We start from the raw sequence: 24,053 nt of genomic DNA, 5'->3' as shown, positions 1-24,053 counted from the left end.
AAGTCCTCAAACTTGTTTGACCTATGCGAAAAGGATAAAGAGGGCGAATGCGAGGTAAGCGTATGACACGCAAACCCCGTCGCCATGCTCTTGGTGTGCCCGTGCGCAACGGTCCAGATGGGAATCCCGCAGAGCCTGGGGAGGTTCACTGATATGTTGTACGATAAATCCCTTGAGAGGGATAACTGTGGTTTCGGCCTGATCGCCCACATAGAAGGCGAACCTAGCCACAAGGTAGTGCGTACCGCCATACACGCACTGGCCCGCATGCAGCACCGTGGCGCAATTCTTGCCGATGGTAAAACCGGCGATGGTTGCGGTTTGCTGTTACAAAAACCTGACCGCTTTTTCCGCATCGTGGCGCAAGAGCGCGGCTGGCGTTTAGCTAAAAACTACGCCGTCGGCATGATCTTTTTAAATAAAGACGCTGAACTGGCTGCGGCTTCTCGTCGCATTGTCGAAGAAGAATTACAGCAGGAGACCCTGTCGATTGTCGGCTGGCGCGACGTGCCGACCAACGAAGGTGTTCTCGGTGAAATCGCCCTATCCTCCCTGCCTCGTATCGAGCAAATTTTTGTCAACGCCCCTGCGGGCTGGCGTCCGCGTGATATGGAGCGTCGCCTGTTCATCGCGCGCCGTCGTATCGAAAAACGCCTCCAGGACGATAAAGACTTCTACGTCTGTAGCTTGTCGAACCTGGTCAATATCTATAAAGGTCTGTGTATGCCGGCGGATCTGCCGCGCTTTTACCTGGACCTGGCGGATCTGCGTCTGGAATCGGCCATCTGCCTGTTCCACCAGCGCTTCTCCACTAATACCGTACCGCGCTGGCCGCTGGCGCAACCGTTCCGCTACCTGGCGCATAACGGTGAAATTAACACCATCACCGGCAACCGCCAGTGGGCACGCGCACGTACCTATAAATTCCAGACACCGCTGATCCCTGACCTGCACGACGCCGCACCGTTCGTTAACGAAACCGGCTCCGACTCCAGCTCAATGGATAACATGCTGGAACTGCTGCTGGCTGGCGGGATGGACATTATCCGCGCCATGCGTTTACTGGTGCCGCCGGCCTGGCAGAACAACCCGGATATGGACCCGGAGCTGCGCGCGTTCTTTGACTTTAACTCCATGCACATGGAGCCGTGGGATGGCCCGGCGGGCATTGTTATGTCCGACGGCCGCTTTGCCGCCTGTAACCTTGACCGTAACGGCCTGCGTCCGGCGCGCTACGTCATCACCAAAGACAAGCTGATTACCTGCGCCTCTGAAGTCGGGATCTGGGATTATCAGCCGGATGAAGTCGTCGAGAAAGGTCGCGTCGGCCCAGGCGAGCTGATGGTTATCGATACCCGCAGCGGGCGCATTCTGCACTCCGCCGAAACCGATGACGATCTGAAAAGCCGCCATCCGTACAAAGAGTGGATGGAGAAGAACGTCCGCCGTCTGGTGCCGTTCGAAGACCTCGCAGACGATCAGGTCGGCAGCCGCGAACTGGACGATGACACGCTCGCCAGCTATCAGAAACAGTTTAACTACAGCGCCGAAGAGCTGGATTCCGTGATCCGCGTGCTCGGTGAAAACGGTCAGGAAGCGGTCGGCTCAATGGGTGATGATACCCCGTTTGCGGTGCTCTCAAGCCAGCCACGCATCATTTATGACTACTTCCGCCAGCAGTTCGCGCAGGTGACTAACCCACCGATCGACCCGCTGCGTGAAGCGCACGTTATGTCGCTGGCCACCAGCATCGGTCGTGAGATGAACGTCTTCTGCGAAGCCGAAGGTCAGGCACACCGCCTGAGCTTTAAATCGCCGATCCTGCTGTACTCCGATTTCACCCAGCTCACCACCATGAAAGAGGAACATTACCGCGCCGATCGCCTGGATATCACCTTCGACGTGACCGAAACCACGCTCGAAGAGACCGTCAAAGCATTGTGCGATAAAGCCGAACAGATGGTGCGTAACGGTACGGTGCTGCTGGTGCTCTCTGACCGTAACATCGCGAAAAACCGTTTGCCGGTTCCGGCACCGATGGCCGTGGGCGCAGTGCAAACGCGTCTGGTAGAACAAAGTCTGCGTTGCGACGCCAACATCATCGTTGAAACCGCCAGCGCCCGTGACCCGCACCATTTTGCTGTCCTGCTCGGCTTTGGCGCGACGGCCATTTATCCGTATCTTGCGTATGAAACGCTGGGACGATTGATCGACACTCAGGCGATTGCCAAAGATTACCGGACCGTGATGCTGAACTACCGTAACGGCATCAACAAAGGTCTGTACAAAATCATGTCCAAAATGGGCATCTCGACCATCGCCTCTTACCGCTGCTCGAAGCTGTTTGAAGCGGTTGGTCTGCATGATGATGTCGTGGCGCTGTGCTTCCAGGGCGTAGTCAGCCGCATCAGTGGCGCAGGGTTTACCGACTTCCAGCAGGATCTGCTGAACCTCTCCAAACATGCATGGCTGGCACGTAAGCCTATCAGTCAGGGCGGTTTGCTCAAATACGTCCACGGCGGCGAATACCACGCCTACAACCCGGACGTGGTGCGCACGCTGCAACAGGCGGTACAAAGCGGTGAGTACAGCGACTATCAGGAATATGCCAAGCTGGTCAATGAGCGTCCGGCGGCCACGCTGCGCGATCTGCTGGCGATCACGCCTGGCGACGAAGCCGTAAGCATTAGCGAAGTAGAACCCGCAACCGAACTGTTTAAACGCTTTGATACCGCGGCGATGTCCATCGGTGCATTAAGCCCCGAAGCACACGAAGCGCTGGCCGAAGCCATGAACAGCATCGGTGGCAACTCGAACTCCGGTGAAGGCGGCGAAGACCCGACGCGCTACGGCACTAACAAGGTGTCGCGCATTAAGCAGGTTGCCTCCGGTCGCTTTGGCGTAACCCCGGCGTATCTGGTCAATGCCGATGTCATTCAGATTAAAGTCGCTCAGGGCGCGAAGCCTGGCGAAGGCGGTCAGTTGCCGGGTGATAAAGTCACCCCGTACATCGCTAAACTGCGCTATTCGGTACCGGGCGTGACGTTGATCTCCCCGCCGCCGCACCACGATATTTACTCTATCGAAGACTTAGCACAGCTGATTTTCGACCTCAAACAGGTCAACCCGAAAGCGATGATCTCCGTGAAGCTGGTTTCCGAACCGGGTGTCGGCACTATCGCCACAGGCGTGGCAAAAGCCTATGCGGATCTGATCACCATTGCTGGCTACGATGGCGGTACCGGCGCAAGCCCGCTCTCCTCGGTGAAATATGCGGGCTGCCCGTGGGAACTCGGTCTGGTGGAAACCCAGCAGGCGCTGGTCGCTAACGGCCTGCGTCACAAGATCCGTTTGCAGGTGGACGGCGGACTGAAAACCGGCCTCGACATCATCAAAGCGGCGATTCTGGGAGCGGAAAGCTTCGGCTTTGGTACCGGCCCAATGGTTGCGCTCGGCTGTAAATACCTGCGTATTTGCCACCTGAACAACTGCGCAACCGGCGTGGCGACTCAGGATGACAAACTGCGTAAGAACCACTATCACGGCCTGCCGTTCAAAGTGACTAACTACTTTGAATTTATCGCCCGCGAAGTCCGTGAGCTGATGGCGCAACTGGGTGTGAAGCGTCTGGTGGATCTGATTGGTCGTACCGACCTGCTCAAAGAGCTGGAAGGGTTTACCGCTAAGCAACAGAAACTGGAACTGTCTCGTCTGCTGGAAACCGCCGAACCGCATCCGGGTAAAGCGCTGCATTGCACCGAGAACAACCCGCCGTTTGATAACGGCGTGCTGAACGCTCAGTTGTTACAGCAAGCGAAACCGTTTGTCGACGAGCGCCAGAGCAAAACCTTCTGGTTCGATATCCGCAACACCGACCGTTCTGTTGGCGCGTCGCTGTCGGGCTATATCGCGCAAACACATGGCGATCAGGGGCTGGCGTCTGACCCAATCAAAGCGCACTTCAGCGGTACCGCAGGCCAGAGCTTCGGCGTGTGGAACGCGGGCGGCGTGGAGTTGTATCTGACCGGTGATGCCAACGACTATGTCGGTAAAGGCATGGCGGGCGGTCTGCTGGCAGTGCGTCCTCCGGTTGGCTCTGCTTTCCGTAGCCATGAGGCGAGCATCATTGGTAACACCTGTCTGTATGGCGCCACCGGTGGCCGCCTGTTTGCCGCGGGTCGTGCGGGTGAGCGCTTTGCAGTACGTAACTCCGGCGCAATCACCGTGGTTGAAGGTATTGGCGACAACGGCTGCGAATATATGACCGGCGGCATCGTCTGTATTCTCGGAAAAACGGGCGTCAACTTCGGAGCGGGTATGACGGGCGGATTTGCCTACGTGCTCGACGAAGACGGTGAGTTCCGCAAACGCGTGAACCCGGAACTGGTAGAAGTGCTGAGCGTGGACTCGCTGGCTATCCACGAGGAACACCTGCGCGGTTTGATTACCGAGCACGTACAGCATACCGGCTCTTCACACGGCGAAGAGATCCTGGCTAACTGGCCAGCATTCTCGGCGAAATTCGCGCTGGTAAAACCAAAATCCAGTGATGTGAAAGCACTGTTGGGTCACCGTAGTCGTAGCGCAGCAGAGCTGCGTGTGCAGGCGCAGTAAGGGGTAGCAGCAATGAGTCAGAACGTATACCAATTTATCGACCTGCAGCGCGTTGATCCGCCTAAGAAGCCGCTGAAGATCCGTAAGATCGAGTTTATCGAGATCTACGAGCCGTTTTCCGAAGGCCAGGCCAAAGCACAGGCAGACCGTTGCCTGTCCTGCGGTAACCCGTACTGCGAGTGGAAGTGCCCGGTGCATAACTACATCCCGAACTGGCTGAAACTGGCGAACGAGGGGCGTATTTTTGAAGCAGCAGAACTGTCACACCAGACCAACACTCTGCCGGAAGTCTGTGGCCGCGTGTGCCCGCAGGATCGTCTGTGTGAAGGATCCTGTACGCTGAACGATGAGTTCGGCGCGGTGACTATCGGCAACATCGAGCGCTATATCAACGATAAAGCATTCGAAATGGGCTGGCGCCCGGATATGACCGGCGTGCGCCAAACCGACAAGCGCGTGGCGATCATCGGTGCCGGTCCGGCAGGCCTGGCCTGTGCTGATGTGCTGACCCGCAACGGCGTGAAGGCGGTGGTATTTGACCGCCACCCAGAAATCGGCGGTCTGCTGACCTTCGGTATTCCAGCCTTCAAACTGGAAAAAGAGGTGATGACCCGCCGTCGTGAAATCTTCACCGGTATGGGCATTGAGTTCAAATTGAACGTGGAAGTGGGCCGCGATGTACAGCTTGACGATCTGCTGAAAGATTATGACGCCGTGTTCCTTGGCGTAGGTACCTATCAGTCTATGCGCGGTGGGCTGGAAAACGAAGACGCTTCCGGCGTATTTGATGCCCTGCCGTTCCTGATCGCCAATACCAAACAGTTGATGGGCTTTGGCGAAAACAGCGACGAGCCGTACATCAGCATGGAAGGCAAACGCGTCGTCGTTCTCGGCGGCGGCGATACCGCGATGGACTGCGTGCGGACCTCGGTTCGCCAGAACGCAGCACACGTTATCTGTGCTTATCGTCGTGACGAAGAGAACATGCCGGGTTCCAAACGCGAAGTGAAAAATGCGCGTGAAGAAGGCGTCGAATTCCAGTTCAACGTCCAGCCTTTAGGCGTGGAAGTGAACGCCAACGGTAAGGTATGCGGTGTGAAAATGGCGCGTACCGAAATGGGAGAACCGGATGCGAAGGGCCGTCGCCGTGCGGAGATCGTCGCCGGTTCCGAACACGTTGTTCCGGCAGATGCGGTGGTACTGGCGTTTGGCTTCCGTCCGCACAGTATGGAGTGGCTGGCAAAACACAGCGTCGAACTGGATTCTCAGGGCCGAATTATTGCTCCAGAGCGCAGCGACAACGCCTTCCAGACTAGCAACCCGAAAATCTTCGCCGGTGGTGACATCGTGCGCGGTTCGGATCTGGTTGTCACCGCGATTGCCGAAGGTCGTAAAGCGGCGGACGGCATCCTGAACTACATGGAAGTGTAATACAGCCTCTTAAGGCATCTCATCTGCCCTAGTGGGTGAGATGCCAAATTCCTGCCGCAATACCGCCAAACCTGCCGATTAAGCCAGTCTGACAACACCTTTAGTAAACAGGGCAAATAACCTTAACACCCCAAACACATCAACATCATGAATAATAACCATGTAAAAATCAGACGAAAACGTTTGCTTTACGTTGAGAACTGTATATTATGCGGCGGATTTTTTGGGCAAAATTCATGGAGGCGTTGTGTCGCAAGACAACAATTATAGCCAGGGCCCCGTCCCTCTGGCGGCGCGAAAAGGCGTAGTTCCACTAACATTTGTGATGTTGGGGCTCACATTTTTTTCCGCCAGTATGTGGACCGGTGGCACACTCGGTACCGGTCTTTCTTATAATGATTTCTTCCTGGCAGTTCTCTTCGGTAATCTTCTCCTCGGTATTTACACTGCATTTCTCGGTTTTATCGGCGCAAAAACAGGGCTCTCAACCCACCTTCTGGCGCGTTACTCATTTGGTGTGAAAGGTTCATGGCTTCCCTCTCTGCTGTTAGGCGGCACACAGGTAGGCTGGTTTGGCGTTGGTGTGGCCATGTTTGCTATCCCGGTTGGCAAAGCGACGGGAATTGACGTCAATATCCTGATTGCGGTTTCCGGTCTGCTGATGACCCTGACCATCTTTTTTGGCATCTCAGCGCTGACCATTTTATCTATCATCGCCGTACCTGCCATCGTCATTCTTGGCAGCTACTCCGTCTGGCTGGCAGTGAGCGATGTCGGCGGTTTGGAGCATTTAAAAGCGATAGTGCCGCAAACGCCGCTGGATTTCTCCACCGCACTGGCGCTGGTGGTCGGTTCGTTTGTCAGCGCAGGAACGTTAACCGCTGACTTCGTCCGTTTTGGCCGCAACGCCAAAGGCGCGGTGCTGATCGCCATGGTGGCGTTTTTCCTTGGCAACTCCTTGATGTTCATCTTCGGCGCTGCGGGCGCGGCTGCGGTTGGGCAGGCGGATATCTCTGACGTGATGATTGCCCAGGGACTGCTGCTGCCCGCAATCATCGTTCTCGGCCTGAATATCTGGACCACCAACGATAATGCGTTGTATGCATCGGGCCTGGGATTTGCCAATATTACCGGCCTTTCCAGCCGTACGCTGTCAGTGGCTAACGGTATTATCGGCACACTGTGCGCGCTATGGCTTTACAATAACTTTGTCGGCTGGCTGACATTTCTGTCGGCAGCGATTCCCCCGATTGGCGGGGTGATCATCGCCGACTATCTGCTGAACCATCGCCGCTATGCCGACTTCAGCAAAGCGCAATTTATTTCCGTAAACTGGATAGCGCTCCTGTCCGTTGCACTGGGCATTGCCGCAGGTCACTATATTCCAGGCATCGTGCCCGTCAATGCCGTACTCGGCGGCGTATTCAGCTATATCCTGCTGAATCCACTTTTCAATCGCAGCCTTGCTAAATCCCCGGAGGTCAGCCATGCAGAATAATAACATCACCATTCATCAGGCGCGTTTACAGGGACGTGAAGGGTTATGGCAAATCACGATTGAAAACGGGCGCTTTAGCCGTATTGAGCCTCAAGACGCAGCGACGATACCACAGGGTGAAGTGCTTGATGCTGAAGGCGGTCTGGCAATCCCACCGTTCGTTGAGCCACATATCCATCTGGACACTACGCAAACCGCGGGCGAGCCGAGCTGGAATCAGTCTGGTACGCTGTTTGAGGGCATTGAGCGCTGGGCTGAACGTAAGGCAATGCTCACTCACGAAGACGTCAAAGCGCGCGCCATGCAGACCCTGAAGTGGCAGATGGCCAACGGCATCCAGTATGTCCGTACTCACGTTGACGTTTCCGACCCTACGTTGACGGCGCTAAAAGCCATGCTGGAGGTGAAGCAAGAAGTCGCTCCATGGGTAGAGCTACAGATTGTCGCGTTCCCGCAAGAAGGCATTCTTTCTTATCCCAACGGTGAAGCGCTCCTGGAGGAAGCCGTGCGTCTGGGCGCCGACGTCATTGGCGCGATCCCGCACTTTGAATTCACGCGTGAATATGGCGTAGAGTCGCTGCATAAGATTTTCGCTCTGGCGCAAAAATACGACAGACTTATCGACGTGCACTGTGACGAAATCGATGATGAGCAATCCCGCTTTGTTGAAACCGTTGCGGCCCTGGCGCATCGCTACAATATGGGCGAACGCGTGACCGCCAGCCATACCACGGCAATGCATTCCTATAACGGCGCGTATGCTTCCCGTCTTTTCCGTCTGTTGAAAATGTCCGGTATTAACTTTGTCGCAAATCCACTGGTGAATATTCACCTGCAAGGGCGCTTCGACACGTACCCTAAGCGTCGTGGTGTTACGCGCGTCAAAGAGATGCTGGAGGCGGAGATCAACGTCTGCTTCGGTCATGATGACGTCTTCGATCCGTGGTACCCGCTGGGCACTGCGAATATGCTGCAGGTGCTGCATATGGGATTACACGTGTGCCAGTTGATGGGATACGGACAAATTAACGATGGGTTGAACCTGGTCACCACCCACAGCGCGAAAACCCTGCACCTGCAGGACTACGGTCTGAACGTGGGGAATTCTGCGAATCTGGTGATTTTGCCTGCAGAAAATGGGTTTGACGCGGTTCGTCGCCAGACGCCTGCCCGTTATTCCATTCGTCATGGTCGAGTCATTGCCGAGACGGTCCCAAGCCAAACCACACTGCATCTGACGCAGCCAGAAACGGTGACGTTTAAGCGCTAGGTCGTTACATCCCATGTCGGATGGCGTAAGCCTTGCCATCCGACACAGTCTCTCATTCTCAAGCTTGTAATAAACTGGCGCGGACTTTGATCACCACCTTTTTGATGTCCATCGGGGCCTGCACCACACAACCCGGTTTATGCGGCTCGCCCGGCATAAAAATCACAAATTTTCCCGGCTTCAGTACCATAGCCTGCTCATCGGCAATCTGACTGCACAGCTGATAATCATCCTCAACGTGCATCTCTTCGCAGTGACGAGCAGAATCGGTCATCCCAAACAGAATACGTTCTTCGCCGGACAACAGCATCTGAATATCAATGTACTGCTGATGCAGCTCCGCTTTCTTTTGCTCTGGGCTCTGCGTTGTAAATTGCATGACATTCATAAAAATATTCTCGCCCTGCAACGTGTAGCGCCCAGGCATCTTCTCCTGCGGATTCGCCGCAATGGCAAGCGTTAACGCCTGCTGCAAGACCGGATGTAATCCGGCAGAAGGCAGTGAATTCAACGCATCTGATATCATCATCATTCTCCCTGGGCCAACAGCGCGGCCCCCAGTAATCCAGCGTCATGACGGTAATGCGCCGCCAGCAATTCCACGTGATAGGCCAAAGGCTCTTGTGCCAGATAATGTTCCACCAGCGCCAGATACCCTTCAGCCAGCCCAACGCTGCCGCCAATCACCACAATCTGGCAATCGGTCGTGGCCTTCACATCGGCAACAAGCCTTGCCAATGTTCGCGCTGAGCGATGGATCAACCGACTTGCCTGCTCATCCCCCTGCCCGGCACAGCTAAAAATAGTTTTGGCGTCGCATCCGGCAAGCGCGCCTTCGGCTGCCGCCGCTATTCCACGACCGGATGCGATCGCCTCAACGCAGCCCACACGCCCGCAGCCGCACATGGGCCCATGCGGGTCAGCCAGCGTATGTCCCAGATGCCCAGCCAAACCGCCGACTCCAGTCAGCAGTTTCCCACCGCTGACGACTCCCCCGCCAACGCCTGTGGAGACGGTAATAAACACCAGATCGCGGTACTCACCACCAAGCGCATGGTACTCAGCCCACGCCGCTGCCTGTGCGTCATTGACGGCCAGGGTCGGCAGGTCGGTGATTTGTTCTAGCGCTTGTGTCAGCGGAAAATGCATCAATCCGCCGAGGTTATGCGGATTCAGCGCCAGTAAAGCCCCCTCACGGATAATCCCCGTCGAGGCGATCGCCACCCGATTAGCACGCCCCTGTAGCGGGGCAACCAGTGTTTGTAACGCAGTGCGCAGCGCTTGCGGCGTTTTACTGACAGGCGTCGGCAGTTCACGCCGCTCGCGGACTTGCAGATTGTTGTCTATCAGCGCGGCAGCCAATTTGGTGCCGCCAATATCAATCGCCAGTGTGGTCATGGCGCAGCCTCATGCATCGTGGTGGCGCTCTGTAGCTCGAAGAACGACATATTTCTTCCCTTACGGCTATTGCCCGGTTCAGCACCGGGCAATTGGATTAACTTTTGGATTTCACCATGGTGCTTTTGTCACCGCCGAACGGCACGGCACCGCTAAACGGTCGACCATCAATGGCATCATGCGTACGCAACGCTTCAGGACGCAGCCAGCGCTGTACACGGGACGGCATATCAAGACCAATCAGCAGGATCACTACAAATGTCAGGCCGAAAGAGAGCGATCCCAGCGCGGTACCCAGATCAAGACGTTGGGCAATCAGCGCGCCGATGATCGGTGCCAAAGCCCCGCCCAGTGCGCCCACGTTATAGGTGAAGCCCAATCCCGCCGCACGCTGATCGGTATCGAAATAGCCGCCAATCAGTTTTGGTAAGATCCCGGAGATCCCCTGGCCGAGCATTTGTTGGAAAAACAGCAGCAAACCCAGTACCCAAACGTTTGAACCGCCTATCGCAAATACCGGAATAATCAGCAACTGCGAGGCCAGCAGACTGCAGACATAGGCTTTACGCGTGCCCAGCCAGTCACCAAGAAAACCGCCGACGCAACAACCAACCGCCGCACCAAAGCCGCTAAAGAAGAGCACTCTGGCCACCGTGGAAGGATCGTACAGCAGTTCCGTTTTCAGATAGGTTGGCAACAGCGCCTGAATCGGCCACGAGTACAGGAAGGCAAATAGCACGACCACCATCAGCATCACGCCCGTCGGCCAGCGTTTCCCGCTGCTTTGCACCATAAAGCTAATGAAGATAAAGGCGCATATCAGTCCCAGGACCGCCACGATAGCCGCATTTTGCAGGTTGCCAGCAAAGCAGAACCACAGCGCGGTTGCAGCGGCGAGCGTCATCAGAATATTAATTACCCGATGCTCGCCCCGGTAGAGAATGTCCACCATCGTGCGTACCGGCGCTTTGCCTTCGTGTTTCTCTTTCCAGTCTTCCGCTTCCGGAATATTTTTACGCAGCCAGAGGGCGAAGATAATTGGCAGGATGCCGATGAAAAACAGCGCACGCCATCCCCAGACCGGGACCACCAGGCTGTAAACCTGGGCGGCGATCACGGCACCAACGGAAAAGCCGGAAATCAGGAAACCACTGGCTTTGTTTCGCAGGTGTTTAGGCCAACTTTCAATAACATAGGTTGCGCTGGAGCCATACTCACCGGCCATTCCCATACCGATAACCAGGCGGGCGATAAACATGGTGGTGTAGCCCGGCGCGAAACCGCAGGCCAGCGTTCCCACAGAGAACAGAATGATGCTGGTGACCATTGCCAGACGGCGTCCGTAGCGGTCGCCCATTGCCCCCAGCATTAACCCGCCAAACCAACGGGAGATAAAGGCGGCCGAGATCAGGCTGGCGGCCTGCACCGTCGTCAGTCCGAATTCGCCCTGCACTTCTGTCAGCACCAGGGCGATTAACACAAAATCGAAACCATCAAGCAAATATCCCAGCCAGGCGGCGGAAAATGCCCGCCATTGAGCCCGATTGAGATGGCGATACCACGGGATGTTCTGGGTAGAAGTACTCATTTTACTCTCCCGACGATTTTTGTTGTTGTGCCGGGTGGTGACTTTGCCTTACCCGGCCTACGGTCGAAAATCCAGGCCGGGCAAGCGAAGCGCCCCCGGCGACCCGCGATTACGCCTTTTCCGCCAGCAGTTGGTTTGCCAGCGCTTTCAGTTCCGGCAGATAGTGTTCATCTACCGGGGCAAAGGGTTTACGGCACAGTGGGACAGAAACCACATCCATATAGTGCAGTACTGTTTTCAGGCCGCGGAACACGCCAACCTTAATAAGCAGATCGATAACCTTATTGCACTCGGTTTGCAGCTTTTGCGCCGTGCGAATGTCACCTTCTTTGAGCGCTTTCACAATTCCCTGATAGCGCCACCCCATGATGTTGTAAGTGCTACCGATACCGCCATCTGCGCCCGCGAGCAGTCCGGAAGCGAAGATTTCGTCATAGCCGTTATAAAGCACCAGATCGGGATGAGCGCGGCGGATCTGTTCCATCTGATAGAGATCGCCTGAAGTTTGCTTCAGAGCACCAACGCCCGGCAGCGTCACCAGCGTGTTGATCTGATCCAGCGTCAGTTTTACGCCGCTCAGCGCCGGAATGTTATAGACCACCATCGGTAAACCATCAGCGGAATCAATAATTGCGTGGTAGTGATCGCAATGTTCTTCAAAGCTGAACGGATAGTAAAACGGTGTAACGGCCGAAACGGCATCAAAGCCGTAACGATGTGCCGCGCTCGCCAGCTGTTGGCTCTCTTCAGTACTCACCGTGCCAACGTGGGCGATCAGCGTCACCTTACCTTTCGCCTCTTCGGCAACAATTTCCAGTACCTGCTCTCTTTCAACGCGGTTTTGGACAAAGGCCTCACCCGTTGAGCCACCGACATAGAGCCCGTCTACACCCTGACCAATGTTGAAACGCACCAGGCGGCGCAAACTCTCGATGTCCAGTCTCTGTTGGTTATCGAATGGGGTTAACAACGCTGGCATTACGCCTTTTAAATCTCTTGCCATAACGACCTCTGACGATGATTAGTGTTATCTGACTGCATACCTTTATACCTGTTATACCAGATCAAATAAGCAGCAATACAATAGAGAACGCTTATAGTGCGATCTACTTCACTAAACACGTCATCCTTCGAGCCGCCTCTGCGTTAGCTGCGTTCGCTCACCCCTGTCACATAGTTATCTATGCTCCAGGGAACTCGCTCTCCTGCCGCCTTGATGCAACTTGAATGATTTTGTGTTTAAACGATCGTCAGGATCGCGATCACTTACGCAATTTTTTACTTTTGCTGAAGGCGTGCCAGGTCGCGGAAACGCTGTTGAGGTGTTCTTGCAGTGCGCGGTCAGCTTCCTCAGGATCGCGCTGACGAATAGCTTCTACAATCGCGATATGCTGCTGATAACTCACGTTGTTGTGCTCATACAACTCTTGATCGGCAACGGTCGGACGGGCGGCAATCAGCCAGTCTAACAGCGCAACATGGATAGCCATAAAGATAGGATTACCCGGGATCTCAGCCAGTACACGGTGAAAATCAACGTCCGAGCGGATGAACAACGTATTGTCATCGAGCGACTGGCTGTTGATCTCCAGTGCTTTAGCCAGTCTGTCGATTTGCTCATCTGTCGCATGTTCGGCGGCGTATCGTACCAGGCTGGATTCAAAGAACAGTCGCAACTGCTCGAAGTGGGCAATGCCGCCGGGATGTGCGAGGAAATCTTTCGCCATACCAGATAGCTCGCTAATGATGGTATCAGCTGAAGGACGCGAAACGCGGGCGCGCTCGCCGTTGTTGATTTGTACCAGACCTTTGCGTTTTAACGCGGCCAGCGCTTCTCGTACAGAAGGACGGCCCACGTTAAAGAAGGCCATCAGCTCCCGCTCAGACGGCAACTGTTCGCCCTCGCCAAATTCCCGACGACGAATCATCTGCTCCAGTTCTTCTTCAACCATTTCAGACAGTTTTTTACGCGCCAACGGGCGATTGCGTAAGCTACGGCCAATGGTGGATGGAGAGTCTTCAGCTTGCGAATCAAATGCGTTCATAGGGTCCATTCAGCTAAGTCGTGGTGACAAACAACAGCGGGTTTATCCTAACACAGGATCGAAAGCAGGGTGAAATGATGGACGATCTGATCCGGCTGGCTTATTGATAATATACGTAACAGCAATATTATTTTAAGCGAGTATCTTCTGCCTCATTTTAATTGAATGGAGTTAAATAGCTTCATGAAAATTATGAACATGAACGTGATAATTTATCATAACATTCTATTTTATAACGATAAATAATTACATCATTGAATTAAAAATAAGATATTCACTCCATAAAAAATGCCCAGAAAAATATAACATCCGTTTTGACAACAGCGTTATTACCGGATTTATCTTCTTCTCTGGCATGGAGTGAAACAATGTTCGGCATCATTATCTCTGTCATCGTTTTATTAACGATGGGTTACCTGATCCTCAAAAACTACAAACCGCAGGTCGTGCTGGCCGCCGCCGGGATCTTTCTGATGATCTGCGGCGTCTGGCTGGGCTACGGCGCGTTGGTCGCTGACGACAAAAGCAGTGGCTATCTACTGGTCGATATTTACAACGAAATTTTGCGTATGCTCTCCAACCGTGCGGCCGGACTGGGGTTATCAATCATGGCGGTGGGCGGTTATGCCCGTTATATGGACAGAATGGGGGCCAGCAGAGCGATGGTTAGCCTGTTAAGTCGCCCGCTCAAGCTAATCCGTTCCCCCTATGTAGTTCTTGCCGCCACCTATGTGATTGGTCAGATCATGGCGCAGTTCATTACCAGCGCATCCGGGTTAGGTATGTTGCTGATGGTGACGCTGTTCCCAACACTGGTTAGTCTTGGCGTGAGCCGTTTATCCGCTGTTGCGGTCATTGCCACTTCGATGTCGATTGAATGGGGCATTCTGGAAACCAACTCTATTTTTGCCGCGCAGGTCGCGGGCATGAAAATCGCCACCTATTTTTTTCAATACCAGTTGCCCGTCGCGTCGTGTGTCATTGTCGCCGTCGCCATTGCGCATTTTTTCGTTCAGCGTCAATTTGATAAAAAAGCCGCACCGGAAAGTAACGGATTTGCGGAACAAAAGACGCTGGAAAACGTACCTCCGCTCTATTACGCCATTCTACCTGTCATGCCGCTGATCCTGATGCTGGGCTCGCTTGCCCTTGCACAAATGGGACTAATGAAAGCAGAGTTGAATCTGGTGGTGGTGATGTTGATGAGCATGACGCTGACTATGTTTGTTGAATTCCTGCATAAACATAATCTGCGCGAAACGATGGATGATGTGCAGGCTTTTTTTGACGGCATGGGGACGCAGTTTGCCAACGTTGTCACGCTGGTGGTCGCCGGTGAAATCTTTGCGAAAGGGTTGACGACTATCGGGACTGTCGACGCCGTCATAAAAGGCGCAGAGCATTCCGGTCTTGGCGGCATCGGCGTGATGATCATCATGGCTGTAGTCATTGCCGCCTGTGCGATCGTCATGGGGTCAGGCAACGCGCCGTTTATGTCTTTTGCCAGCCTCATTCCGGATATTGCCGCCGGGCTGCATATTCCTGCCGTAGTAATGATTATGCCGATGCATTTTGCCACTACGCTGGCCCGGGCGGTGTCACCCATTACCGCGGTCATTGTCGTGACATCGGGTATTGCCGGCGTATCGCCCTTTGAAGTGGTAAAACGAACAGCAATCCCGATGGCAGTAGGATTTGTGGTGAATATGGTAGCCACCATCGCGCTGTTTTATTGATGCCAAAGCCAGAAAACAGAACAGGCCCCAAAGGGCCTGTTTTTTATTTCACTATTTATTTCACTACGCGCAGCGCTGGACGCCCACCGCGAGGCGGTGGCGGAGTATCATCCGGATCGTTGTCGTCGCCATTATCAGGCTTATCGCCATCAATGACCGACATGACCGTTTCACTCTCAAAACCAGACGCGTCGTTGTCGTCATCATTTAAGCTGGCAACATCTTCGTCGTAGGCGGCTTCCGGTTCGAACATCGTACCGGCGCCATTTTCACGTGCATAAATTGCCAGAACGGCAGCCAACGGCACAGACACCTGACGCGGCACACCACCGAAGCGCGCGTTAAAGCGCACTTCATCGTTAGCCAGTTCCAGGTTGCCCACCGCACGCGGTGCAATATTCAGAACAATTTGCCCGTCACGCGCATATTCCATTGGAACCTGCACGTCCTGGAGCGTCACATCCACCACCAGATGCGGCGTGAGCTGGTTGTCCAGCAACCACTCATAGAACGCGCGCAGCAGATACGGACGGCGTGGTGTTAGCTGTGGCAAATCCATACAGATTAACCCCGGCCCAGACGCATTTCACGTTCAGGCTCAGTCAGAGAAGCCAGGAAAGAGTCACGTTCGAAGACGCGAGTCATGTACCCTTTCAGTTCTTTCGAACCTGCACCGTTGAATTCAATACCCAGCTGCGGTAAACGCCACAGCAGCGGCGCCAGGTAGCAGTCTACCAGGCTGAACTCATCGCTCAGGAAGTAAGGTTTCTGGCCAAATACTGGCGCGATTGCCAGCAGTTCTTCGCGCAGACGCTTACGCGCGACTTCGGCTTCAGATGCAGAACCGTTCACGATGACATTCATCAGCGTGTACCAGTCTTTTTCAATACGCTGCATGTACAGGCGGCTTTCACCACGCGCAACCGGGTAAACCGGCATCAGCGGCGGATGCGGGAAGCGCTCATCCAGGTATTCCATAATGATGCGAGATTCCCACAGGGTCAGCTCACGATCCACCAGTGTCGGTACGCTCTGATTCGGGTTGAGGTCGATCAGATCCTGAGGTGGATTGTCCTTCTCCACATGCTCAATCTCGAAACTAACACCTTTCTCAGCCAGCACAATGCGGACCTGATGGCTATAGATGTCAGTAGGACCAGAAAACAGCGTCATTACCGAACGTTTGTTGGCAGCGACAGCCATGAAAACCTCCAGGTATATTCAGAATTTTTACTGCTACCAGCCACTCAGTGGCCAGCCAGAAGTGATGTCACCCAGGCTCGGGAAAGTCATTGCTGTTCAAAATACAAACAAAAAATGAACGATACCGGACATTTGGGCAGAAAATTGGATGATAGTTTACCAGATTTTGTGACCTTTGTGGTGAGTCGATTCTTGAAATGGGGAAAAAGAGGTGGCAATCAGCGGATTAGCGTGGATCTGAGGCGAGAAATAACGATAAAAAAACCCGCCGAAGCGGGTTTTTTCGCAAATTGTCGTCTGCCGAAGCAGAGTACAATTAACGTTTGGAGAACTGAGGACGACGACGTGCTTTACGCAGACCGACTTTCTTACGTTCAACCTGACGAGCATCACGAGTAACGAAGCCAGCTTTACGCAGTTCGCCACGCAAGGATTCGTCGTACTCCATCAGAGCGCGGGTGATACCGTGACGGATCGCACCAGCCTGACCAGAGATACCACCACCTTTAACAGTGATGTACAGATCCAGTTTCTCAACCATGTCGACCAGTTCCAGCGGCTGACGAACTACCATGCGGGCAGTTTCACGACCGAAGTACTGTTCCAGAGAACGTTGGTTGATTACGATTTTACCACTGCCCGGTTTGATGAAAACGCGAGCTGCGGAACTTTTGCGGCGACCAGTGCCGTAGTATTGATTTTCAGCCATTGCCTATAATCCCGATTAGATGTCAAGAACTTGCGGTTGCTGTGCCGCGTGGTTGTGCTCGTTGCCAGCGTAAACTTTCAGTTTACGGAACATAGCACGACCCAGCGGGCCTTTTGGCAGCATGCCTTTAACCGCGATTTCAAGCACACGCTCAGGACGGCGAGCAATCATCTCTTCAAAGGTCGCTTGTTTGATACCACCGATGTGGCCGGTGTGGTGATAGTACACTTTGTCAGTACGCTTGTTGCCGGTTACAGCAACTTTGTCAGCGTTCAGAACGATGATGTAATCACCGGTATCTACGTGCGGAGTATATTCCGCTTTGTGCTTACCGCGCAGGCGCAGAGCCAGTTCGGAAGCCAGACGGCCCAGAGTTTTACCGGTCGCGTCAACAACATACCAGTCGCGTTTTACGGTTTCTGGTTTAGCTGTAAAAGTTTTCATTAAAAGCTTACCCAAATAAATAAGTTACACGTTGGTGAACACCCAAACGTTTTGTCAGTTGAGGTTCACACGACATTGTCCAGCAAACCTACCCCTTCGAATAGCCTATGCCGGCGCATAGAAAGTTTTGGGAAAAAAACTCTCTCGTAACGTGGGGTCGCAAGATTATAGAGAAGTCAGGGTCAAAGATCGACCCCTTTATGTGATTTGCGGCAGGTTTAACCGGCTAAATGTTCCCGCTTCAGATACTCTTCGCTTTGCATCTCCTGCAAACGCGACAAACAACGCTGAAATTCAAACTTCAGACGCTCGCCCTGATAAATTTCATAGAGGGGTGATGCCGCACTGACCACCAGCTTGACGTGGCGTTCATAGAACTCATCCACCAATGCGATAAAGCGTCGCGCTTCACTCTCCATCAGCGGGGTCATGACCGGCACATCAGACAACAGCACCGTGTGAAACAGACGCGACAACGCAATGTAGTCATGCTGACTCCGGGCATCGACACAGAGCGTGGTAAACGACACCGCCAGCGTCTGATTTTCTACAGCCAGGGTTTGCATAGGACGATGGTTAATCTCCAGCGTTGGCGCATGTTCACCTTTGGTTCCCGCTAATGCCAGCCAGAGCTTATCCATCTGCTGGCGGGTTTCCTCATTCAATGGCGACAACCACAAATGCGCCTGCGTTAAGGTACGCAGACGATAATCGACGCCGGCATCGACATTCATGATGTCACAATGCTGTTTGATGGCATCAATGGCAGGAAGAAAACGCGTGCGTTGCAAACCGTTGCGATATAGCTCATCTGGCGGAATATTGGAGGTCGCCACCAGCGTAATGCCACGGGCAAACAGCGCCTTCATCAGGCCGCCAAGCAGCATGGCGTCGGTGATATCAGAAACAAAAAATTCGTCGAAGCACAGCACGTCCGTTTCGGCCTTAAAGCGGTCGGCGATGATTTCCAGCGGATCGCTCTGCCCTTGTAAGGCAGTAAGCTCTTCATGCACGCGCAGCATAAAACGGTGAAAGTGCAAACGCTGTTTACGTTCGCCCGGCAGGCTATGGTAAAACAGATCCATCAGCCAGGTTTTTCCACGCCCAACTCCGCCCCACATATACAAGCCACGCACCGATGCGTTGATCGGCGACTCACGCTTGCCCAGCAATTTACCAAAACGCGCCATCAGTCCGCTCTCCTGCGGTGCAGGACGTGCTGGTGTCGTAAGCGCCTGGAAAATTGTTTCCAGTCGATTCACAGCTTCGAGTTGTACGTTGTCGGGCTGATGACTGCCGTCGCTGAGGGCTTGCTGGTAACGCGATATCGGGGAAAGGCTTTGCATGATGTTATTGTTATTCCTTGAGAATCGATGTGCCGTCGCTCACGGTTGACGAAAAAAAGGCCGTTCTACATTACGTGATATAAACACGGGATTCCACTTCTACGGGATTAGCGGTTATAGTGGCATAATCAGGCGCAGGCATGGAGCCTAAAGCCAACACCCTACGGAAACACAAGACAACGGGAGATGTTCATGACCTGGGAATATGCGCTAATTGGGTTAGTCGTCGGTATCATTATTGGTGCTGTAGCCATGCGTTTTGGTAATCGTAAATTACGCCAACAGCAGGCATTGCAGTACGAACTGGAAAAAAATAAAGCTGAGCTGGAAGAGTACCGCGAAGAGCTGGTGAGCCACTTTGCCCGCAGCGCTGAATTGCTGGATAACATGGCGGACGATTATCGTCAGATTTACCAACACATGGCGAAAAGCTCCAGCAACCTGCTGCCGGGTATGTCGCCGGAAAACAACCCGTTCCGTAACCGTCTGGCAGAGTCTGAAGCAGGCAACGATCAGGCGCCGGTTCAGATGCCACGTGACTATTCTGAAGGGGCATCCGGCCTGCTGCGTAGCGGCGCAAAGCGCGACTAACCGCACATCGTTAAGAAATTTATTGGGCGCAGCAATTGCGCCCTCCGCTTCTCTTCCTGTCCCAGCTATTATTTAGTCGTTAGCCGCATTGTGACCTAACCGAAAATTCAATAACATCAACCTGTTTTGAATCATCTTCCGTTTACTCAAGGTACGAGAGCAGGATCCATGAAAAAACAAACCCAGCTGTTGAGTGCATTAGCGTTAAGTGTCGGGTTAACTCTCTCGGCGCCATTCCCGGCCATTGCGTCGATTCCCGGCCAGGTTCCCGGTCAGGCAGCGCTTCCCAGCCTCGCTCCGATGCTGGAGAAAGTGTTACCAGCAGTGGTGAGCGTAAGGGTCGAAGGCACCGCCACTCAGGGGCAGAAAGTCCCGGAAGAGTTCAAAAAGTTTTTTGGTGATGAACTTCCCGATCAACCTTCACAACCTTTTGAAGGGCTGGGTTCAGGGGTCATTATTGATGCCGCCAAAGGCTACGTCCTGACCAATAACCACGTCATTAACCAGGCGCAAAAAATCAGCGTTCAGCTTAATGATGGCCGTGAGTTCGACGCTAAGCTTATCGGCAGCGACGATCAGAGCGATATCGCACTGCTACAAATTCAGCACCCCAGCAACCTGACACAAATTGCTATTGCCGACTCAGACAAACTCCGCGTAGGTGATTTCGCGGTGGCTGTGGGTAACCCGTTCGGTTTGGGTCAAACGGCCACCTCCGGCATTGTATCGGCTTTAGGTCGCAGTGGGTTGAACCTGGAAGGTCTGGAAAACTTTATTCAGACTGACGCCTCTATCAACCGCGGTAACTCAGGCGGCGCATTGCTCAACCTGAACGGTGAGCTGATCGGTATTAACACCGCGATTCTGGCCCCCGGCGGCGGCAGCATCGGGATTGGTTTTGCAATCCCGAGCAACATGGCGCGCACGCTGGCACAGCAGCTGATGCAGTTTGGTGAAATCAAACGCGGTCTGTTGGGTATCAAAGGCACCGAAATGACCTCGGATATCGCCAAAGCGTTCAAACTGGACGTACAGCGTGGCGCGTTTGTCAGTGAGGTTCTGCCTAACTCCGGCTCCGCAAAAGCGGGAGTGAAATCTGGTGACGTCATTACCAGCCTCAACGGTAAACCTCTCAACAGCTTCGCCGAACTGCGTTCACGCATTGCGACAACCGAACCTGGGACCAAGGTCAAACTGGGCCTGCTGCGTAACGGTAAACCGCTGGAGGTTGAAGTCACCCTCGATACCAGCACATCTTCGTCCGCCAGCGCAGAGATGATTGCGCCTGCGTTGCAAGGGGCCACGCTCAGCGACGGTCAGTTAAAAGACGGCACCAAAGGCATCAGAATTGATAACGTAGAAAAAAGCAGCCCTGCCGCACAGGCCGGTCTGCATAAAGATGACGTTATCATTGGTGTTAACCGCGATCGCGTAAACTCAATCGCCGAAATGCGCAAAGTGCTGGAAGCGAAACCGTCGATCATTGCTCTGCAGGTGGTGCGCGGTAACGAGAGTATTTACCTGCTCCTGCGTTAACGCATGCAACCGGACATCAGCCCCTCGTGTGATGTCCGGTAAACTCGTGATATGCTGCTGCCGTTCCCTTTATTAATGACGCCGCCATCATGTTTGTGAAGCTTTTACGTTCGGTCGCGATTGGTTTAATCGTCGGCGCCATCCTGCTGGCCGCGATGCCCTCTCTGCGAAAAATTAATACGCTTACCGCACCGCAGTTCGACAGTGCAGATGAAACGCCCGCTAGCTATAACCCGGCGGTTCGCCGCGCAGCGCCTGCCGTCGTGAACGTTTATAACCGCAGTATGAACAGTACCGCGCACAACCAGCTTGAGATCCGCACGCTCGGCTCAGGCGTTATCATGGATCAGCGCGGCTATATCATTACCAATAAGCACGTCATTAACGATGCCGACCAAATCATCGTCGCATTGCAGGACGGTCGCGTATTTGAAGCGCTGCTTGTGGGGTCTGATACGTTAACCGACCTTGCGGTGCTGAAAATCAACGCCACTGGCGGGCTGCCAACAATCCCAATTAATAACAAACGCGTGCCGCACATTGGTGACGTGGTACTCGCCATCGGTAACCCGTACAACCTTGGGCAAACCATCACTCAGGGGATCATCAGCGCCACCGGTCGAATTGGCCTGAACCCAACAGGACGGCAAAACTTCCTGCAAACAGATGCTTCCATCAACCACGGAAACTCCGGCGGTGCGCTGGTCAACTCACTGGGTGAATTGATGGGGATTAACACGCTGTCATTTGATAAGAGCAACGATGGCGAAACCCCGGAAGGGATCGGCTTTGCCATTCCGTTTCAGTTGGCGACTAAAATCATGGATAAGCTGATTCGTGACGGGCGCGTGATTCGTGGCTACATCGGCATCAGCGGTCGCGAAATTGCACCACTGCACGCTCAGGGCGGCGGGATGGATCAAATTCAGGGGATTGTGGTTAACGAAGTAGCCCCGGACGGTCCGGCTGCGCAGGCAGGCATTCAGGTTAACGATCTGATTATCTCGGTCAATAACAAACCGGCAGTGTCTGCACTGGAAACGATGGACCAGGTGGCAGAGATTCGACCAGGTTCAGTTATCTCCGTTGTCGTGATGCGTGATGACAAACAGTTGACGCTGCAGGTAACGATCCAGGAATACCCAGCCACCAATTAACGTCACGTCTGGCGGCCTACTGACCATAAAAAAACCGGAGCATGTTTGAACTGACCCCATAATGTTGGACAGTTTATTTTAAGCGGTTATCTGGGCCTGGGTTCGGTACTCTACCGGACTCAGGCCTTTCAGTTTCTGTTTTATTCTTTCATGGTTGTAATAGTGGATGTAGTCATCGATAGCCATGCGCAACTCGCTGATATTCTTGTGTTCCGTGAGGTAAAAACACTCAGATTTCAGTGTGCCGAAGAAGCTCTCCATCACTGCATTGTCATGACAGTTTCCCTTTCTTGACATGCTCTGTTTTAGACCCGCCTCCTTTAGCCGGTTCTGATAATGCGCCATCTGATATTGCCAGCCCTGATCTGAGTGGAGCAGCGGGTATTCGTTTTTGCCCAGTACAGATATAGCCTTCGACAGCATGTTATCCACCATCGACAGAAGAGGACGGGACTCCATCTGATACGCTACTATTTCTCCGTTATACAGATCCAGAACCGGGGACAGATACAGCTTTTCTCCGCTTATTTTAAATTCCGTGACATCTGTTACCCACTTCTGGTTGGGTTTATCCACACTGAACTGCCGGTTCAGTACATTACCCGCAACTTTCCCATGCCGGCCTTTGTAAGAGTTATATTTCTTCCTTCTGATACAACAGGTTAAATCTAACACCTTCATTAACCTCTGAACCGTTTTATGGTTCAGTAAGCTTCCTTCCCGGCGGCCAGCCAGCGTGATTCGCCTGTATCCATACCGTCCTTTATGTTTATGGAACAGCGTTAAAATATGCTGCTTATCATCGGCATATTTGTCTGGTTTTTTACCGTTGGCCAGTTGCCAGTAGAACGTGCTTCTTGCCAGCCCTGCAGCTTTTAATAAGCGTGCAAGAGGGAACTTCAGCCTTAACTCATTCACGACCTGCGCTTTATCCCGCGTCCTGACGTGCTTCTTTCCCTGAGTAAGGCCTGCAGCTTTTTTAGATATGCCACTTCAGCACGCAGTTGTTCAAGTTCCTCACGTTCATCCGGAGCAAGAGGGGTCTGCAAAGGAGGGACGGGGTGATTCTCAGGGCGTTCTGGCATCGTTTTTTTCCTGCGTCGACTGTCTGTAAGGGCTTCTAATCCCCCTTCATCATACAGTCGTTCCCACTGACTAACAGTGGAAAAGGCAGGGATAGTGAATTTTGCACAGACTTCGCGAACAGACAGCTGGTGTTCACGCATATGCAGGATAACGGACTCTTTAAAAGCAGGAGAATAGGTGAAATGCCGGGTTGTAAGCCCGGCTTCGCCATGGAGCTTCCAGGTAGCAGACCATTTACGAACGGCACTGTGATCGATACCAAAACGTTTTGCAGTCGCCTCCTGTCCTTCCAGCCCGGAAAGATAGTGCTGCACAACCTCAAGCTTGAAGCTGAGAGAATACTTGCTCATAAAAAACTGCACCTTACTTCGTTGGGTGTCCAACTTTTTGGGTGCAGTTCA

Annotated in this window: 19 protein-coding genes; 8 read left to right on the top strand and 11 right to left on the bottom strand. The window is 53.5% G+C overall.

Annotation, left to right across the window (positions count from 1 at the left end; translation table 11 throughout):
- Positions 1-153: 153 nt before the first annotated feature.
- From gltB to OGY71_RS04535, 4 genes are all read left to right on the top strand, one after another.
- Complete coding sequence (gltB, locus tag OGY71_RS04550) at positions 154-4,614, top strand: glutamate synthase large subunit (RefSeq protein ID WP_164562453.1); 4,461 nt, start codon at positions 154-156, stop codon at positions 4,612-4,614.
- Between the two features lie 12 nt (positions 4,615-4,626).
- Positions 4,627-6,045, top strand: a complete 1,419-nt coding sequence (locus OGY71_RS04545) for a glutamate synthase small subunit (RefSeq protein ID WP_286612917.1) — start codon at positions 4,627-4,629, stop codon at positions 6,043-6,045.
- A gap of 247 nt (positions 6,046-6,292) precedes the next feature.
- Positions 6,293-7,543 (top strand): cytosine permease, encoded by a 1,251-nt coding sequence (gene codB, locus OGY71_RS04540; protein WP_063941617.1) that lies wholly within the window; start codon positions 6,293-6,295, stop codon positions 7,541-7,543.
- A complete protein-coding gene (locus OGY71_RS04535) occupies positions 7,533-8,813 on the top strand; it encodes a cytosine deaminase (RefSeq protein WP_063941618.1) in 1,281 nt (426 codons plus the stop codon). The genes codB and OGY71_RS04535 overlap by 11 nt, the downstream gene beginning before the upstream one ends.
- Positions 8,814-8,871: 58 nt before the next feature.
- On the opposite strand, the gene nanQ is transcribed toward OGY71_RS04535, so the two are convergent.
- From nanQ to nanR, 5 genes are all read right to left on the bottom strand, one after another.
- On the bottom strand, positions 8,872-9,339 hold the full coding sequence (gene nanQ, locus OGY71_RS04530; protein WP_063941630.1) for an N-acetylneuraminate anomerase: 468 nt from the start codon (positions 9,337-9,339) through the stop codon (positions 8,872-8,874).
- 2 nt (positions 9,340-9,341) lie between these two features.
- Positions 9,342-10,211 carry an N-acetylmannosamine kinase gene (nanK, locus tag OGY71_RS04525; RefSeq protein ID WP_164562451.1) on the bottom strand — a complete coding sequence of 290 codons (870 nt, stop codon included), beginning with the start codon at positions 10,209-10,211 and terminating at the stop codon, positions 9,342-9,344.
- A gap of 97 nt (positions 10,212-10,308) precedes the next feature.
- On the bottom strand, positions 10,309-11,799 hold the full coding sequence (nanT, locus tag OGY71_RS04520; protein WP_003828791.1) for a sialic acid transporter NanT: 1,491 nt from the start codon (positions 11,797-11,799) through the stop codon (positions 10,309-10,311).
- Positions 11,800-11,908: 109 nt separating this feature from the next.
- Entirely contained in the window at positions 11,909-12,802 is an 894-nt protein-coding gene (gene nanA, locus OGY71_RS04515; RefSeq protein WP_286612914.1) for an N-acetylneuraminate lyase, read from the bottom strand.
- A 259-nt stretch (positions 12,803-13,061) separates the two neighbouring features.
- Positions 13,062-13,853 (bottom strand): transcriptional regulator NanR, encoded by a 792-nt coding sequence (nanR, locus tag OGY71_RS04510; protein WP_126317335.1) that lies wholly within the window; start codon positions 13,851-13,853, stop codon positions 13,062-13,064.
- 359 nt (positions 13,854-14,212) lie between these two features.
- Here nanR and dcuC point away from each other — a divergent pair, with 359 nt between their 5' ends.
- Positions 14,213-15,580 carry an anaerobic C4-dicarboxylate transporter DcuC gene (gene dcuC, locus OGY71_RS04505; protein WP_003828798.1) on the top strand — a complete coding sequence of 456 codons (1,368 nt, stop codon included), beginning with the start codon at positions 14,213-14,215 and terminating at the stop codon, positions 15,578-15,580.
- 55 nt (positions 15,581-15,635) lie between these two features.
- Here dcuC and sspB read toward each other — a convergent pair whose 3' ends face one another.
- From sspB to zapE, 5 genes are all read right to left on the bottom strand, one after another.
- A complete protein-coding gene (sspB, locus tag OGY71_RS04500) occupies positions 15,636-16,139 on the bottom strand; it encodes a ClpXP protease specificity-enhancing factor (protein WP_003025130.1) in 504 nt (167 codons plus the stop codon).
- Positions 16,140-16,144: 5 nt separating this feature from the next.
- A complete protein-coding gene (gene sspA / locus OGY71_RS04495; RefSeq protein ID WP_003025132.1) occupies positions 16,145-16,783 on the bottom strand; it encodes a stringent starvation protein SspA in 639 nt (212 codons plus the stop codon).
- 316 nt (positions 16,784-17,099) lie between these two features.
- The gene (gene rpsI / locus OGY71_RS04490; RefSeq protein ID WP_003025138.1) at positions 17,100-17,492 is read right to left on the bottom strand and encodes a 30S ribosomal protein S9; all 393 of its coding nucleotides are present in this window, start codon (positions 17,490-17,492) and stop codon (positions 17,100-17,102) included.
- A 15-nt stretch (positions 17,493-17,507) separates the two neighbouring features.
- Positions 17,508-17,936, bottom strand: a complete 429-nt coding sequence (gene rplM, locus OGY71_RS04485) for a 50S ribosomal protein L13 (RefSeq protein ID WP_003025141.1) — start codon at positions 17,934-17,936, stop codon at positions 17,508-17,510.
- A gap of 218 nt (positions 17,937-18,154) precedes the next feature.
- Entirely contained in the window at positions 18,155-19,282 is a 1,128-nt protein-coding gene (gene zapE / locus OGY71_RS04480; protein WP_063941620.1) for a cell division protein ZapE, read from the bottom strand.
- A 192-nt stretch (positions 19,283-19,474) separates the two neighbouring features.
- Here zapE and zapG point away from each other — a divergent pair, with 192 nt between their 5' ends.
- From zapG to degS, 3 genes are all read left to right on the top strand, one after another.
- Positions 19,475-19,873: a Z-ring associated protein ZapG gene (zapG, locus tag OGY71_RS04475; RefSeq protein WP_003025147.1), complete on the top strand. Its 399-nt coding sequence runs from the start codon at positions 19,475-19,477 to the stop codon at positions 19,871-19,873.
- A 168-nt stretch (positions 19,874-20,041) separates the two neighbouring features.
- On the top strand, positions 20,042-21,409 hold the full coding sequence (gene degQ / locus OGY71_RS04470) for a serine endoprotease DegQ (protein ID WP_003828805.1): 1,368 nt from the start codon (positions 20,042-20,044) through the stop codon (positions 21,407-21,409).
- An 89-nt stretch (positions 21,410-21,498) separates the two neighbouring features.
- Positions 21,499-22,566: an outer membrane-stress sensor serine endopeptidase DegS gene (gene degS, locus OGY71_RS04465; RefSeq protein ID WP_003025154.1), complete on the top strand. Its 1,068-nt coding sequence runs from the start codon at positions 21,499-21,501 to the stop codon at positions 22,564-22,566.
- A 78-nt stretch (positions 22,567-22,644) separates the two neighbouring features.
- Here degS and OGY71_RS04460 read toward each other — a convergent pair.
- Positions 22,645-24,002, bottom strand: a protein-coding gene (locus OGY71_RS04460) for an IS3 family transposase (protein ID WP_286612912.1) whose coding sequence is annotated in 2 segments (ribosomal slippage) — positions 22,645-23,540 and positions 23,540-24,002 — 1,359 coding nt in all. Because the reading frame shifts where the segments join, the coding sequence is not laid out codon by codon here.
- Between the last annotated feature and the right edge of the window lie 51 nt (positions 24,003-24,053).

Origin of the sequence: Citrobacter sp. Cpo109 (assembly GCF_030332565.1) — a bacterium.
Lineage (GTDB): Bacteria > Pseudomonadota > Gammaproteobacteria > Enterobacterales > Enterobacteriaceae > Citrobacter > Citrobacter portucalensis.
The sequence above is the reverse complement of the archived record's forward strand: the minus strand, read 5'-3'. Positions and strand labels throughout refer to the sequence as shown.

Excerpts from the sequence above, each read along its gene's own strand:
- gltB (WP_164562453.1), top strand. The coding sequence starts at position 154 with ATGTTGTACGATAAATCCCTTGAGAGGGATAACTGTGGTTTCGGCCTG.
- OGY71_RS04545 (WP_286612917.1), top strand. The coding sequence starts at position 4,627 with ATGAGTCAGAACGTATACCAATTTATCGACCTGCAGCGCGTTGATCCG.
- OGY71_RS04535 (WP_063941618.1), top strand. The coding sequence starts at position 7,533 with ATGCAGAATAATAACATCACCATTCATCAGGCGCGTTTACAGGGACGT.
- nanQ (WP_063941630.1), bottom strand. The coding sequence starts at position 9,339 with ATGATATCAGATGCGTTGAATTCACTGCCTTCTGCCGGATTACATCCG.
- nanK (WP_164562451.1), bottom strand. The coding sequence starts at position 10,211 with ATGACCACACTGGCGATTGATATTGGCGGCACCAAATTGGCTGCCGCG.
- nanT (WP_003828791.1), bottom strand. The coding sequence starts at position 11,799 with ATGAGTACTTCTACCCAGAACATCCCGTGGTATCGCCATCTCAATCGG.
- nanA (WP_286612914.1), bottom strand. The coding sequence starts at position 12,802 with ATGGCAAGAGATTTAAAAGGCGTAATGCCAGCGTTGTTAACCCCATTC.
- nanR (WP_126317335.1), bottom strand. The coding sequence starts at position 13,853 with ATGGACCCTATGAACGCATTTGATTCGCAAGCTGAAGACTCTCCATCC.
- dcuC (WP_003828798.1), top strand. The coding sequence starts at position 14,213 with ATGTTCGGCATCATTATCTCTGTCATCGTTTTATTAACGATGGGTTAC.
- sspB (WP_003025130.1), bottom strand. The coding sequence starts at position 16,139 with ATGGATTTGCCACAGCTAACACCACGCCGTCCGTATCTGCTGCGCGCG.
- sspA (WP_003025132.1), bottom strand. The coding sequence starts at position 16,783 with ATGGCTGTCGCTGCCAACAAACGTTCGGTAATGACGCTGTTTTCTGGT.
- rpsI (WP_003025138.1), bottom strand. The coding sequence starts at position 17,492 with ATGGCTGAAAATCAATACTACGGCACTGGTCGCCGCAAAAGTTCCGCA.
- rplM (WP_003025141.1), bottom strand. The coding sequence starts at position 17,936 with ATGAAAACTTTTACAGCTAAACCAGAAACCGTAAAACGCGACTGGTAT.
- zapE (WP_063941620.1), bottom strand. The coding sequence starts at position 19,282 with ATGCAAAGCCTTTCCCCGATATCGCGTTACCAGCAAGCCCTCAGCGAC.
- zapG (WP_003025147.1), top strand. The coding sequence starts at position 19,475 with ATGACCTGGGAATATGCGCTAATTGGGTTAGTCGTCGGTATCATTATT.
- degQ (WP_003828805.1), top strand. The coding sequence starts at position 20,042 with ATGAAAAAACAAACCCAGCTGTTGAGTGCATTAGCGTTAAGTGTCGGG.
- degS (WP_003025154.1), top strand. The coding sequence starts at position 21,499 with ATGTTTGTGAAGCTTTTACGTTCGGTCGCGATTGGTTTAATCGTCGGC.